Below are 14,946 nucleotides of genomic sequence, written 5' to 3'. Positions count from 1 at the left end.
CAGTCATTAACAATAAAGACAATAGATGTAACGATAGGGTAATCATTGTATGCTTAGTTAAAGAAACAATTATTAAGCACATATATTAACTTGAACATTTAAAGAAGCTAATATAAAACAGGATTAACAATTACTTTAAAAGGGGCAAACATGAAATTAAAAAAAGTATTAGCAACAATAGCACTGGCAACGTGTGCATTTAGCGTATCGGCAAATTCTGCATTTAAAGAGCCAAGTGACGCGATTGAATACCGCCAAGCAGCGTTTTCAATGATCTCAGTACAAATTGGTGACATGGGCGCAATGCTAAAAGGTAAAGTACCTTTTGACGCAGAGCAATTTAAAAAGCGTGCTAACAACGCAGCTGCACTTTCAAAAATGCCATGGGAAGCGTTTTACGAAGGAACAGATAAAGGCGACACAGCTGCACTTGCTGCTGTTTGGTCTGAAAACGATACTTTTATGAAAAAAGCAACTGCATTCCAACAATACGCAGATGAGCTAGCAGTAGCGGCTCAATCAGGCGATAAGGCCGTAATTGGTAAAGCTTTTGGCGCATGGGCTAAAGGCTGTAAAGATTGCCATAAGCAATTTAAAGATTAATTATTGTTGTTTTAATACTTAATGTAGTAACAACAAATGATAAAAAGCACTGAATGGTTAATCATTCAGTGCTTTTTTGTACCCGGCATTTAAGCCCGTATGTTATTTATTGAGCTAAACCTTCTGCGGGCGACGTTTAAATACAGTCCTAATCCCACCCAAAATGCGTGTAAACACCTTACCAATATCACTTAATATAATGTACAAACATGGCACTAATATAAGTGTTATTAATGTTGCAAACATCACTGCAAAACCAAGCGCTACCGCCATAGGTATTACAAACTTAGCCTGCAAGCTTGTTTCAAACATAATGGGCAATACACCTGCAAATGTAGTAATTGAAGTAAGTAATATAGGTCTGAATCGAGCACAACCGGCATCTATTACAGCATTTTTAATACTAACACCTGTTTTACGGGCTTGATTCACATAATCGGTCATAACGAGTGAGTCGTTTATAACCACCCCTGCTGCGGCAATAATACCAAAGCCAGACATTAAAGTTATATCCAAACCAAACCAGTAATGCCCCCATATTGCTCCCGTTAAGCTAAATGGAATCACCGACATAACAATAAGTGGTTGCGCATAACTCTTAAGGGGTACGGCTAATAAAATATACACCAAAATCATACCGCCGAAGAAAAACATCTTCTGCTGATTAGCCTGATCCTGTTGCTCTTCAATGGCGCCACCTAGTTCTGACTTAACACTTGGGTATTCTTCTTTAAGTTGTGGTAGTAGCTTTTCTTTAATTTGATCTACAACTTCGTTTGGCTCAATCACTTCTTCATCTATGTTTCCATAAACATACACAGTCCGATAGCCCCCTTCACGGCGGATATAACTAATACCTGGTGTTTCAGTAAGTTCAACTACATCACCAAGCAGTACTTCACGGCCCTGCGGGGTAGTAACAACCGCATGCTTAAGTGACGAAAATGCCTCTCGAGTCAGTTTAGGGTAACGCACCATTACACGTACTTCCTCGCCTCGGCGAATAACACGTTGAGCCTCACCACCGTAAAAGCTTGCCCCAACTTGATTTGCAATAGAAGCTAAGTCTAAACCTAAGTCGTAAGCGACCGGTTTTAGGCTCATTTGCACTTCTTTACTTGCAGGATCTATTGTTGAGCTAATATCAAACAAACCTTCTTGCTGTTGCAGCAACTCTATAAAACGACGTCCTGCATTATTTAATGTATCAATATCAGAGCCATATAATAAATAACCAAATTCGCCGTCACTGCTCCCTCCATTTACATCATCATAAATGGTTAATGATTTAACACCGGCAATATCGGGCATCGCCTCGCGCCAACGTCGTGATAATTCAAACGCGTTATAAGGCCTTATACTTTCATCAACAAGGGGAACAAGCACTTGTGCTTCAGTTCGCCCTTGGTTAAATACTAAAATATCTCTTATGAGTTTTTGACCATATTTGCGTTCGGTATCTTCATCAATCGCAATCACCATCGCTTCTATTTCACGAATAGCATTTATTGTTTGTATGTCAGATACATTGTCATTCATTTCTAGATTTATTTGCGGGTAGTCATGCGGGATTTTTGGCATAAACCCGGTACGAACTTGATTTGATGAGATTAAAGCAAAGGTTACGATTAATAGGGCAATAAATGAAAATAACACCGACCAACGCCATTCAACACAACGTATAACAAAGCGTTTATATGGGCCATTTACAAAACCAAAAAATCGCGTATTAAACCGATCGCGCCAGCCACCCTCTTTTATTGGTGAAAAATGAGTGTGAGCAATATGGGCTGGCAGTATCAACTTTGATTCAATCAAACTAAATACTAAACACAACATTACCACCACTGCTATACCATAAAAGAAGGCACTTTCTGGGCCTGTAGATAACGTAAATGGAGCAAATACTGCAATGGTAGTTAGTACACCAAAAGTTGCAGGGGTTGCTACGCGTTTTGCGCCATTAATCACATTAACAACACCACCGCCTTTTTTTTCTATTTCGGTGTAGGCACTTTCGCCTATGACAATGGCGTCGTCCACCACAATCCCTAGCACCATAATAAAGGCAAAAAGTGATAAAATATTAATGGTTACACCAAACAATGGCATCATCATCATTGCGCCCAAAAAGCACACTGGCAAACCAATCATCACCCATAATGCCAACTTAAAGCGTAAAAAGATTGATAGCATAATTGCAACCAAAATAGCGCCCTGAATGAGGTTTGTAACCATCATGTCTAAGCGGGCATTTAGGTAATACGTAAAATCCATTAGTGGCTCTAAACGAACCCCCAGTGGTAGCTCTTTGTTTTTTAATTCTATAAATGCTTTTACTGAATCAGCAACTGGGATAATACTTTGCTCTTCAGTCGCTTTTACCGATATATAAACTGCATTTTCACCATTGAATTTAAAGTAACGCTCACCTTCAGTGAACTGATCTTTAATCACGGCAATATCTTGCAGTAACACTTTAGCACCATTAGCCCCTATTTTTACCGGTATTTGCCTAAATTCTTCACCAGAGTAAAACTGATTTTCGACGCGAACAGAAATAACACCTGCGTCTGTTTTTAGCTGCCCCGCCGAAAAGTTAGCTGAGTAACGACGCACTGCATTCATTACATCACTAAGGGTTAGGTTATATTGACGCAGCGTATCGGGTTCGATTTCAATTGCTATTTCATCAAGAGGAACATCGTTTACCACTAACGACACGTTAGATAGCTGAAGTAACTCATCTTCTATTTGGTTTGCTATAGGCTTAAGCTCTGTAAGTGGTAAGTCAGCAACGAGCGTCATACCTATAACATCTTGCCTAAACTCAACTTGACTTATGGTGACTGGTTCCATACCGGCAGGGAACGTTGCTATACCATCAACCCGTAATTTAACTTTATCGAGTATATCGGTCAGCTCTACATCAGTATTAATTTCAAGACTTGCTCTACCGCCATTTCTAAATGCCCTGTAAACACCTTTTTTAATTTCGGTCACATCTTTTAGCGACTCTTCAATTTTTATAAGTATGCTTTCTTCTATTTCTTGTGGTGAAGCGCCGGGGTAGTTAGCTTCAATATTAATGTAGTTAATTTCTACATTAGGGAACATTTGGCGTTGGATATTTAGAAAGCTAATAATTCCCATCACCACAATAAAAATCATCATTAGGTTGGCAGCAACGGAGTTATTAGCGAAGTAAGCAATAATACCGGTTTGTTTTTCAGCGTTAGGCGCTGTATTTGGTAGTTCAGTGTTACTCATAACTCAGCCTACCTTTATAATTTTTCAGCGGAAGCATTTTCAAGTGCCTCTGTATTTTTAGTATTTTGAAGACCCGCAATTTTTACAGCCATGCCTTTTTGCGGATATTCTGGCAAAGTAATCACCAACTTATCATCTGTTTGCAAACCATCACTGATGTAAAAGTACTCACCCTCTTCACGAATAACTGTGACTTTGCGCGGCTCAAGTTGCTGCTCTTCATTAACGATCCATACGGTTTTGTTATTAACTAACTCTTGCGGTAAGCGGTAAATATTATTAAGCATTGCACCTGCAAAATTTACCTGTACGTAGCTACCAAACTTAATGGCTGGTTGTATGTTTTTAAGACCGTATGGGTCTTCTATACGCACTACTAAACTACTCATACGCGTAGCGTTATCAACAATCCCTAGGTCGCGGTCAATTACACCTTCACGGGTGAAGCTGTTTAGGCCTTTTTGAATAATCGTTGCGGTAATACCTTTAATACGTTCTGGCAAAAAAACGCTATCGAACCCTGCGATAGGAATAATCACTTCAGCGGTCTCAATATTATTGAGTTCAGCAACTTGCGAACCCATAGTGACAAACTGTCCTACACCTATATTTCGGCTAATCACCAATGCGTCGTAAGGGGCTGTAACATCACAATTATCCAAATCACGTTGCGCGCGCTTTAATGCAGCTTGCGCCGACTTAACAGATGCTTGTGCACTGAGCACTTGAGGTTTACGTAAAAATAAATCTGTGCGCGCTTTACTTGGGAAGCGCTTGGCTTCGTCTTCGGCTACTTGAGCTTGAGCTTGTTCCTCTATTAAACCCGCTTGTGCGCGAGCAAGCTCGGCCTCTGCAACAAGTACTGCTGCTTCATAGTTGTCTTTTTCGATAGTGAATAACGTTTCACCGCGAGCAACTATGCCGCCGGCTACAAAATTAGGATGCCAACTTAACACCTCGCCCGACACCTGCGCCGAGAGCTGTGTATTTTCAAGAGGCTTTACTTCACCGTAGCTATTAATAATAACTTGATGATCGTTTGCAGCCACGGGCTCAACTTGCACTGTTGGACGAGTATCAATTACTTCTTTTTTTTCTGGTTCTTGTGCAATGGCATTTATTCCCATAAAGCCAACAACACCAACAATGAGCGCCACAAATGGAAAAACCCATCTAAGTGAATTTGTTTGCATATCCTATTATCCCCAAAATTCTATTAACGCCATAATACCAGAGCCATATGAAACATTAAGGTGACATTTGTAAGCAACTGTTGCAAATACATATAAATCGCTACTATTTAGGGCTATAGAATATAATTTTACATGCAGCTCATCTCATTCGTTATATTTTGTTACAAACTTTTATTCATTAATATCAGTTGATTATCGTTAAACACTTAAATTTCATCTCGAAGATGTGCGAAATTAAATTAATTTACGTACAGTCCAATTAAATTAACAAATATTAAAAGTCTCAAAATGAAATTAACGACCATCACCCTTGTGCTTAGCTTAGCGTTTGGCAGCCATGCATTTGCAGCCGATAAAAAAGACGAAAAAGAGTCAAAAACACTTAGCGAAATGATCAAAGGACAAACCGAATTTGCCGGTATATTTAGCCTTTATCAAGACGAAAAAACCGGTAAGCACCTTATGGTGATTAACGAGTCCCAACTCAATACGCCGTTTGTGTATTTTGCGCACACTGTCGATGGCGTTACAGATGCAGGCCATTATCGTGGTTCGTACCGTGAAACTAAGTTAATTGAATTTAGAAAATACTTTGATCGTATCGATATCATTAGCAAAACACCTCGCTACAAATTTGACGAAAACAGTGCCATTTCAAAAGCGAGTGATGCCAATATTAGTGAAGCGGTACTTGCGAGCATTAAAATAGAAAAAGAAGAAGACGGTAAAATAGCATTTAACGTAAATAAGTTATTTTTAAGCGAAGCACTTCATAAAGTATCACCTACGCCAAATCCAGCAGATAAAAACGCTAAAAAACGCTTTAAAGTAGGCAAATTAGACGATAAAAAATCACGCATTATTAAACAGCGTCCATACCCTAATAACTTAGACGTGGTTGTTGATTACGTATTTACTAACCCAAGCCCAACGGTACGTGGCTCAAATGCAGTAAGCGACCCGCGTAGCGTATCGGTAAAAGTTCAGCACTCGTTTGTCGCTCTACCTAACAATAACTACGCACCACGTATGGATGATGCGCGCATTGGTTATTTTACAAATCAATTTGATCAAATGACATCTACCGATTGGGCACCTTATCAAGATGTTATAAAACGCTGGGACTTACAAAAGAAAGACCCAAGTGCAGCACTTTCAGAGCCAGTAAAACCAATTACTTGGTGGATAGAAAACACCACACCTATCCAATGGCGCGATACTATTCGTGACGCTGTTTTAACGTGGAATACTTCTTTTGTAAAAGCCGGTTTTAAAAATGCCTTAGAGGTAAAAGTACAACCAGATGATGCAGACTGGGATGCGGGCGATATTAATTACAACGTACTGCGTTGGACTTCGTCACCTAAGCCTCCATTTGGCGGATACGGGCCAGCACTTGCTAACCCATTAACAGGCGAAATACTGGGCTCAGACATTATGCTTGAGTTTGTATTTATGAAAAACCGCTGGATTTACGACACACTTTTCACACAAGGAACAATGAGCCACGGTGAAACAACAAATACCGGCGAGCTAAATTGCTCTCTTGGGCATGAGATTCAACAAAATCTAATGCTTGCCAAAGGCCTTGCTAGCGGCGACAAAATTGAAGATAAAGAAATGCTTCGCCAAGGTTTAACGCAATTGGTACTTCATGAAGTTGGCCATACTTTAGGTCTTAACCATAATATGAAATCATCTATTTTGTGGGATGAAAAAGAGGTACACGATAAAAACAAAACCCAAGGCATAGTAACCGGTTCTGTTATGGATTATGCACCCGCTAATATTGCCCCAATTGGTATGCAGCAAGGTGATATTTTTCAAACAAAACCTGGTCCTTACGATGATTGGGCAATTAACTATGGCTACAGCGTAGCGCTTGCAGATGAAGCTGCTGAGCAAGCTCGACTTGAAAAAATACTTGCTCGTTCAAGTGAACATGCCCTTGCCTTTGGTAACGATGCAGACGATATGCGCGCACCAGGTCGCCATATCGATCCACGTGTAATGATTGGTGATTTGTCGTCAAACCCTGCTGCCTATGGCGCAGATCGTATGGCACTAATTAATAAACTATTTACTGAGCTAAAAGATAAAGCAACGGTTAAAGGTGAGTCTTACCAACAGCTTGTTACCTCTGCTAATAGCTTATTTGGTCAGTACCGAGCTCAAGCAGGTGTGGTTTCTCGCCAGATTGGTGGCGTATACGTTGAGCGCGCTGTAGTGGGTGATACAAATGCAGATAAACCATTTACACCGGTATCGCTTGAGCGTCAAACACAAGCAATGGATATACTAGCCAAGTTTGTATTTGCACCAGATGTACTACAAAACATGCAACCTCTTTATAACTACTTACAGCTGCAACGTCGTGGCTTTAATCACTTTGGCAAAAATGAAGACCCTAAAGCACACCAAATGATTTTAGGGATGCAAAAGTCTGTACTTGCACAGCTATTACACCCAGCGGTATTACTGCGTATTTCTGACACAGCTCTGTACGGTAACGAATATAGCCTAACTCAGTTTATGGAAGATTTAACCGCCAGCATTTTCGTGAAAAGCAAAGACGCCAACTCTATTAGCCACAACTTACAAATTGAGTATGTTAACCAGCTAATCGCGATTGCAGGTCTTGGCAAAGCAAGTAAATACGATAACTTAGCTAAAACAGCAGCGTTATATCAGCTATCTCAAATAGCCGATACCAGTGTTGCATGGGGCGCAGATACAGCAACTAAAGCGCATAAAAAATATATTGATCGCTTAATTGCAAAAGCGCTAGAAGCATAAAATACCTCTACTAATTGAGTAAACCAAGGCCACGATTTACGTGGCCTTTTTTATAACTTAATTCACAGTTCAAATATAAATAGTGCCTTTTAAATACCTTACAGCATGCCCGGTCAAAGTGACGGTTGTATCATCCACTTTGCAAATTAAATGCCCGCCTCTGCTTGAAGCCTGATAAGCACTTAACGTAGTTTTACCCAATTGCTGCGCCCAGTAAGGTGCCAAGCCAGTATGAATTGAGCCCGTTACATAATCTTCGTCGCCACCGCTTGCAGGCCAAAAATAACGAGATATAAAATCGTAATCATCACTAGGTGCTGTAGCCACTACATCTAGTGGATAAAGCATTTTTAAAAGCTCGGAGTTAGTTTTTAATTCAAGTATTTGATCGGCATTTTCATAAATAGCAAAGTAAGCTTGGCGATTTTTAAGCACTTTAATCGGTTGTATAGACAAGCCATCAAGCAATGGCTGCGGCACATTTTCTACCTCAATCGGTGCTTGTTTAGGAAAGGTCATTGCAAAGCTGCCATCAGCGTTTCTATTAACGATTAGCTCGCCCACCGCATCAGCAACAAAGCGAATTTTCGATATATTATGCTCTTCACATAAAACATAGGCAGCCGCAAGTGTGGCATGACCACAAAAGTCGATTTCCATCAACGGCGAGAACCAGCGAATAACAAAACTTCCATCGTCTTGCAGGCAGGTAAAAGCCGTTTCAGATACGTTATTCTCAGCACCAATTTTTAGCATTAAATCGTCACTTAACCACGATTCTAGTGGGATCACTGCCGCATAGTTACCTTTAAATAACTCATTCGTAAACGCATCAATTTGATGAATAGCTAATTGCATTGTTTGAACTTTATAATGATTAATAGCTTAAAACTGCCATACCTAAACTAAATTAGCACTTTTATTTTTGCTTTAAGCCATTACAGGTCGCATTCTATAGTATTGCATACAACCAAATTGCACAGCATTGGTAAGCAATAGCATAATAAACATAAGTAAGTGCGCCGTGCTTGGAGCAACTGTTGTAAGCTCAACAACTAAGCCGCAAATACCAGCAATAAACTGCAAGCTAAAGTAGCGCGCGCTTAAATTACTCACATTCCCCGTACGCAATGTTTTATAAGTTTGCGGCATAACACGTACCGAACTCATCACAAGACCAACATACGTTAAAGCGCTTAATACCGTTGCAGTATCAAGGCTTGAATTTAAAAGCAGTGAAAAAGGCAGTAACGAAAAACCTAGCATAGTAACCAGCTGTACACGTTCTCGTTTAGCTGCGTTGAAACGTGCAAAAAAATATAAAATAAGCCCGCTTAACACACCGGTTACAATAAATGGTAACGCAATATAATAGCGCTCAAAGAAAATGTTGTAGGTTATAAAATAAAGGCTTTGTGCTAATCCAAATGTCATCATTAATAGTGACAAACCAGAGACACTACGATTTTTTCGAATTTTGTTTAGTAATGGTAAAAAACTAAAAACCAAAATAAATGAAGACAATATAGGCAAATAATGCGCCAAAGCAACCTCGCTCGTTACATAAATGTTAATTAAAAATAGAAATAAAAACATTTAATAAACATCTGTTTTAAAAGGCTTTTACTATGAGCGCGGCATTGTAGAGCCGCGTAAATTTAACTCAACTAAATAAGATATTCTTATTTTAGGTACTGGCAAGCTAGGTATACAAAAACCGTAGAATTAAGTTCACGGTTTACCTATTTAAGGGGAAACCTACTCACAAACTATCAAATGAAAATGATAGTTGTTATCATGCGCAAGTCATTAGCTGCCATATATAAAACTATCTATGAGAAAAACTCTTTTTAAAATTCACAGTTGGATCGCTCTTATAGCTCTCATTCCCTTAATTGTTATTAGTATTACAGGAAGCGTATTAGTTTTTAAAAGTGAAATAGATGGCTTACTTATGCCAAGCAGTCACTATGTTGTAAAAGCACTGCCAGAGCGCATGCCAATCGACAAATTAATCGCAAAAACAGAGCTTGCTTACCCTGAGTATGTAGTAGGTAGTTGGGAGATATTTAACGATGATACTGCTGATCGGGTTTACTTAGTTAAACGCGGGACAGAGCAATGGTATAAGTTTCATTTAAACCAGTATACGGGTGACATTTTGTCAGAGCCTGTTGGTACCAGCCATTATTTTACTGATTGGTTTTTAGAACTGCATTACACATTTTTACTTAACGACTTTAAAAACCTGCCAGGGCAAACAGGTACAGTACTAGGCTTCTTTTTTGCTCTGTTTTTATTGGTATTAGGTATTACAGGACTTATTATTTATCGTAAATTTTGGCAGCGTCTATTTAGTGTGCGCTGGCGTGCAACACTGCAAATTGTACTTAGCGACATTCATAAAATGACGGGGGTGATAGGGTCGCCCATCATTATTATTTTAGCTATTACAGGTGGCTACTTTAACTGGGCGGTGTGGTATCACGAAGTTATTGAACACGCTGAGGAAGAGCACTTTGTACTAACCAAAAACTTGCACAGTAGCGATATTTCGTTTCAACACATACTCGATGACAGTAAAAAGCAAATACCCACTTTTAATGGTACGTTTTTAGTTATGCCACTCGAGCCTGACGAAAATATCACCTTATTCGGCGAAGTCGATACCGCCAACCCACTTGCGAGCGAATATGCCAATACGGTTAGCTACGATAAGCAAACAGGCGAACATTTAACTAACTGGGATATTCGCGAAGTTGGCGTTGGCTGGCAAGTAATTGATAGTTTTAGAAAACTTCATTTTGGCTACTTTGCAGGGCTAATAAGTAAAATACTGTGGTGCGTAATTGGTTTAAGCCCAGTGTGGCTAGCAGGTACTGGTTTTTACTTGTGGTTTACCCGCCGTAAACGTAAAAAGCAATCACAAAAAAATCGCTCAAGTAAACGCAGCACAGCAAGTGCTTGATTAAAAACCCACCACATTGTAATGTAAAATTTAACAATGGAGTGGGTTTATGATGTTTTATAAAATAGCAGTCTGTATTACTTTTTTATATTTAGTTGGATGTAACACAACCAAGGTTCAGCAAGTAGAACAAATAGAGCTTGAACAACTGTTAAACCATTCTTTGTTTAATAAACTCGACACTCCTTCTGAGTACAGCATTTTCGAGCTGCCAAATGCTGAAAAAGAAACGTTTTTAGCTTACGCCGAAAAACAAAAACAGTCTGAAATCCGTCATGACCGCATTATTTACAACTACCTCGAAAGCAACTTAGCTAACTTTAAATACCACGGCGATACACTTACTTCAGCCCAAGCCTTAAAACTTTCGCAAGGCAACTGCATTAGCTTAGCTGTTTTAACACAAAGCTATGCACAAGCTCTCGGATTAGAAACGAGCTTTCAAGAAGTAACAAGTCAGCCTGTATACGCAAAAGAAAATAATGTTGTTTATGTAGCAAGCCACTTTAGAACAAGAGTATACGCCCCAAAAGTAGATAAAAAAGATGATAATATTGTTGAATTTTTCAGAGCGGGCACCTTAATCGACTACTTTCCTACCCGTCGCAGCTTTTATTCAAGCAGTGCAGATTATAACGATTTAGTTTCTAAGTTTTACAGTAATTTAGCTGCAACAGCGCTAGCAGACAAACAGCTGGATATTGCTTACTCACTTATTCTACAAGCAAACAAATACACTCCCAATGATCCTGAATTATTTAATATAGCGGGCATTTTGCATCGTCGGGCTGGTGATTTACAAAGCGCTAAAAACATCTATCAAACAGCACTTAGTAATAATGAAATAAGCATTAATTTAATCAGCAACTATCAGCTTTTAGCTAAAAAATTAGGCGACAAAGAGCTTGTTAAAGAGCTCACCTCACAATTAGTTAATAAAGAAAAAGACCCATATGAATTACTAGTAATCGCTAAAAACGACTTACAAGCTGGCCACGCTCATCAGGCTAAAGCGCACCTTGAGCAAGCTATTACTAAAGCGCCTTACATTGCTGAGTTATACTTGGAACTCGCAAAAGTTCGCTATCAACAAGGTAATATTAAACAAACACAAACCTTACTTGAGAAAGCTATTGAACTAGAACGTGATAACCAAAAAATCGATGTATATCAAGCTAAGTTACTATCCTTGCAGACGGATAAGTAACTTAGTCAATTGATATTTATAGCGAATAATAGAAGCTCAGCCAAGCACGCATTTCATCTTCAAAACTGTCGCCTTCTACTCGCGACAGTCCCATATTAAATGTTAAATCATTTACGCCTGCAGGCCCCATTCCAAAACTAAAATCACCTTGGTGTTTTATCCCGTAACTTTGTGCATATACGGTGCCGTCGAGTTGATGTTGCTTATAATAAAGCCACGGCATGCCTTCTTTAAAGCTAAAGCCGCCACCGTAACCTTGATAGCGCTTTGTAGTTGCGCTATAAAAGGGCAGCTCAGATGAAAGTACATATTCACTATTTTGCTGCTGATTAATAAGATTTGAGCTAAAGCCACCTAATGCAAGGCTGCTGTCATCACGTTGTTTTTGAGAAAAATTTGCATAAAGAGGAATACCAAACGCTTTACCAAAAATTTTGGCGGCTAAATCGTAACCTTGCCAATTATTATTTTTGGTGCTGCCATCGTACCAACTCGCATAAAGGCTTTGGCCTATTACAAAGTCTTGACGATCATATTGCCAATTTTGGGCAACGCCTAAACGCGTCCAATTTTTATGGCTTTGTTTATAATCAGTGTAATTGTAGGCAAGCCCTGGCGTTAAACTTAGCTGCCCAAATTTAACAGGGTAACTTATTGCAGTAAAACCACCACGAGCATCCACATCTGCATTTAGGCTTTGTTGATACTGCCGCGATGTATTTAAATTATAGTCAAACAGTGCAAGTTTCAGTTTTACATCAAGCGCATTATATTTTGCCTGCACATAACCACCGTGCAGTGCTCCATCGTGTAAATCAGTGCTATATCCCGCTTGCAAGTCGAGCTGTTTTAGTAAGTCGCTACTTTTAATGCTTAAATCTAACAAACTGGTAGAAGCCGAATAATACTGCGTTCCTAGTGCAAAAGTAGCGTGCTGGTCGAGCACGTTGTAATTTGTTTGCTGCGGTGTTTGGTGCGTATATATTTTAGCTTTTGGAAGCGTATGTTCGTTTACAATGAGCAGCGGTGCTTTTTTATTAGCCGAAAATTCAGTAACTACAGTGCTGTTTATAGCTTTTGGCAATGTTTTTATATTTGGCCCATCTGCGGTTATCGAAAAATAGAGTAACGAGCCATCGGCCATTTCAATCGGGTGGGCAACTGCCTCTTGCCCTTGGGTTAACTTGCTGAGTGTTTTACTCTCTATGTTGTAGTTATAAATATCAGTAGCGCTATTTAAACCTGCAACAAAGTAAAGTGACTCGCCATTATGGCTAAAGCTAGGCTGACTTAAATATTGATACCCGTTTGGCATAGGTACTAATTGCTGCTTATTACCACCTACATCTTGTATATACAATTGCCAGTTTTCATTTAATGACGTTGATAAATAAGCTAATTTAGTTTCATCAGGACTGAGTATTGGGTAATCGTAAGTTGTCTCAAGGCTTTTTGTAAATAATGGTGTGATGGTTTGCGTATTGAGATCAACCTTTACTAATTCAGAGTAGCCATCTCTTATTTGCTCGCCATACAAGGTTTCACCGTTACTGGTTACGTTAAAACGACGTATACCAGCAAGTTCGGTAAGCTGTTTAATATTTCCAGTGTCAGTGTTATAGCTAAATATGTCAGACACTTTGTTATAAATACCCGACTCTTCATTGCTGTACGCATTAAAGTATAACGTTGTGTTATTTACCCATTGCGGGTTTGCAATACCAGCTCGGTTAATTTGATTAAGCACTTGTTTTTGTTCGCGCTTAAATACTCTTGGCGCTGTATCGGGGATGTCTTGTGCATCGTTTTCGAGTAGCTCTTTTTGCGCTTTAGTAAACTCCTCTTGCGCCTTTATGTTGTCATCAGTGCTGTAAATTATAAGCTTGGTATTACTCTCTTTATCTCGCTCAACAATTGCAATTTTACTACCATCTCTTGCAAGTGCTGGGTTACTTGCATATAAGTTAAGTTCAAGCCAAAGTTCACTATTAAGTAACGGCTCTCCTTGCTCTATTTGCATTGCTTTATAGGTATATTCAGCTATAAATCGGCGATATAGCTTGGCTGCACTTTGCCCAAACACACCGCTAAATGCCTCATCAAAATCACGCGTTTTTACGCCTTGCATTCGCGTCCAAACACTATCGAGTGTTTGTTCTGAATAATTTTGCTCTAACCAATTTAAAAAGCGACTACCCATTAAATACGCCATTGAGCCGCCCATAAAGCCCTGTTCGCCATTTAACTGCCCATACGTTGGCAGTGCGCCCTGCTGAGCAAATTCTCGCAGTATTGACTCAGAGTAATTATCAAACAAACGCCCACGACCCGTCATTTTAGACTCAATCAATGTGGCATAACCTTCGGCTACCCAGCGCGGTGTATCACTGTAGGTTAAGTCGTATAAATCCCATATACCACGCATTTTTTGCTGCCAATCGTTACGTGTAGGCTGTGCTAAATGCACTAAGTGAATATATTCATGCAGTACAAGTAACTGCTGCCAGCCAGCGCTGTTTGATATAACGGTGTCGGATTGTGGTGGGGTTGTAAAAAGCGCCATTACAGGGTTATTTGAGGTAGGTAGCGCAAAGCCATTTGCCGCATTTAGGGGATCAAACACCACTACATCAACTGTTTTATCAAGTGCTCGGTTTTGCTGCTCAAGCACTTTGGTGCGTACTATTTCAAGCTCTGCTGCAGTTGATTTAGCAAAATCAGCATGCTCAACACTGTAGTGAATGTTGAAATGTTCGGTATGAATAGTTTGCCAATCGGCTGCAAAGCTCGGTGCTGCTAGTAATAAAGCCGATGCGATAAGTGTTTTTTTCATGAGCGTCCCTAAAATAATTCCTTAATACCATCTAGGGTATTATTAAATGTCTTTCATGGGCAGTAAGAAAGTGTAA

Annotated in this window: 9 protein-coding genes; 4 read left to right on the top strand and 5 right to left on the bottom strand. The window is 39.5% G+C overall.

All coding sequences use genetic code 11. From position 1 onward, the window contains the following. Positions 1 to 150 precede the first annotated feature (150 nt). Complete coding sequence (locus tag I6E69_RS14445; protein WP_024595584.1) at positions 151 to 603, top strand: cytochrome c; 453 nt, start codon at positions 151 to 153, stop codon at positions 601 to 603. 114 nt (positions 604 to 717) lie between these two features. Here I6E69_RS14445 and I6E69_RS14440 read toward each other — a convergent pair whose 3' ends face one another. Next, a complete protein-coding gene (locus tag I6E69_RS14440; RefSeq protein WP_182724834.1) occupies positions 718 to 3,873 on the bottom strand; it encodes an efflux RND transporter permease subunit in 3,156 nt (1,051 codons plus the stop codon). Positions 3,874 to 3,887: 14 nt separating this feature from the next. Further along, a complete protein-coding gene (locus I6E69_RS14435; protein ID WP_197121517.1) occupies positions 3,888 to 5,066 on the bottom strand; it encodes an efflux RND transporter periplasmic adaptor subunit in 1,179 nt (392 codons plus the stop codon). 288 nt (positions 5,067 to 5,354) lie between these two features. Between I6E69_RS14435 and I6E69_RS14430 the strand changes: the two genes are divergently transcribed. Next, positions 5,355 to 7,862, top strand: a complete 2,508-nt coding sequence (locus I6E69_RS14430; protein WP_197121516.1) for a zinc-dependent metalloprotease — start codon at positions 5,355 to 5,357, stop codon at positions 7,860 to 7,862. Between the two features lie 69 nt (positions 7,863 to 7,931). Here I6E69_RS14430 and I6E69_RS14425 read toward each other — a convergent pair whose 3' ends face one another. Both I6E69_RS14425 and I6E69_RS14420 read right to left on the bottom strand, forming a co-directional pair. Further along, positions 7,932 to 8,720 carry a PhzF family phenazine biosynthesis protein gene (locus tag I6E69_RS14425; RefSeq protein WP_197121515.1) on the bottom strand — a complete coding sequence of 263 codons (789 nt, stop codon included), beginning with the start codon at positions 8,718 to 8,720 and terminating at the stop codon, positions 7,932 to 7,934. Positions 8,721 to 8,792: 72 nt separating this feature from the next. Beyond that, on the bottom strand, positions 8,793 to 9,407 hold the full coding sequence (locus I6E69_RS14420) for a PQ-loop repeat-containing protein (RefSeq protein WP_039487033.1): 615 nt from the start codon (positions 9,405 to 9,407) through the stop codon (positions 8,793 to 8,795). Between the two features lie 289 nt (positions 9,408 to 9,696). Between I6E69_RS14420 and I6E69_RS14415 the strand changes: the two genes are divergently transcribed. Together I6E69_RS14415 and I6E69_RS14410 are read left to right on the top strand one after the other, a co-directional pair. Beyond that, a complete protein-coding gene (locus I6E69_RS14415) occupies positions 9,697 to 10,830 on the top strand; it encodes a PepSY domain-containing protein (RefSeq protein ID WP_149603381.1) in 1,134 nt (377 codons plus the stop codon). A gap of 49 nt (positions 10,831 to 10,879) precedes the next feature. Continuing rightward, entirely contained in the window at positions 10,880 to 12,037 is a 1,158-nt protein-coding gene (locus I6E69_RS14410; protein WP_197121514.1) for a lipopolysaccharide assembly protein LapB, read from the top strand. 16 nt (positions 12,038 to 12,053) lie between these two features. Here I6E69_RS14410 and I6E69_RS14405 read toward each other — a convergent pair whose 3' ends face one another. Then, positions 12,054 to 14,870: a PD40 domain-containing protein gene (locus I6E69_RS14405; protein ID WP_197121513.1), complete on the bottom strand. Its 2,817-nt coding sequence runs from the start codon at positions 14,868 to 14,870 to the stop codon at positions 12,054 to 12,056. Positions 14,871 to 14,946: the final 76 nt, after the last annotated feature.

The sequence above is a fragment of the Pseudoalteromonas sp. NZS100 genome (genome assembly GCF_015864815.1).
GTDB classification, from domain to species: Bacteria; Pseudomonadota; Gammaproteobacteria; order Enterobacterales; family Alteromonadaceae; genus Pseudoalteromonas; species Pseudoalteromonas distincta.
Note: the sequence above shows the minus strand (reverse complement) of the source record. Positions and strands in the feature narration are given on the sequence as shown.

Coding starts and splice junctions, on each gene's coding strand:
- I6E69_RS14445 (WP_024595584.1), top strand. CDS start 151: ATGAAATTAAAAAAAGTATTAGCAACAATAGCACTGGCAACGTGTGCA.
- I6E69_RS14435 (WP_197121517.1), bottom strand. CDS start 5,066: ATGCAAACAAATTCACTTAGATGGGTTTTTCCATTTGTGGCGCTCATT.
- I6E69_RS14425 (WP_197121515.1), bottom strand. CDS start 8,720: ATGCAATTAGCTATTCATCAAATTGATGCGTTTACGAATGAGTTATTT.
- I6E69_RS14430 (WP_197121516.1), top strand. CDS start 5,355: ATGAAATTAACGACCATCACCCTTGTGCTTAGCTTAGCGTTTGGCAGC.
- I6E69_RS14440 (WP_182724834.1), bottom strand. CDS start 3,873: ATGAGTAACACTGAACTACCAAATACAGCGCCTAACGCTGAAAAACAA.
- I6E69_RS14410 (WP_197121514.1), top strand. CDS start 10,880: ATGATGTTTTATAAAATAGCAGTCTGTATTACTTTTTTATATTTAGTT.
- I6E69_RS14415 (WP_149603381.1), top strand. CDS start 9,697: ATGAGAAAAACTCTTTTTAAAATTCACAGTTGGATCGCTCTTATAGCT.
- I6E69_RS14405 (WP_197121513.1), bottom strand. CDS start 14,870: ATGAAAAAAACACTTATCGCATCGGCTTTATTACTAGCAGCACCGAGC.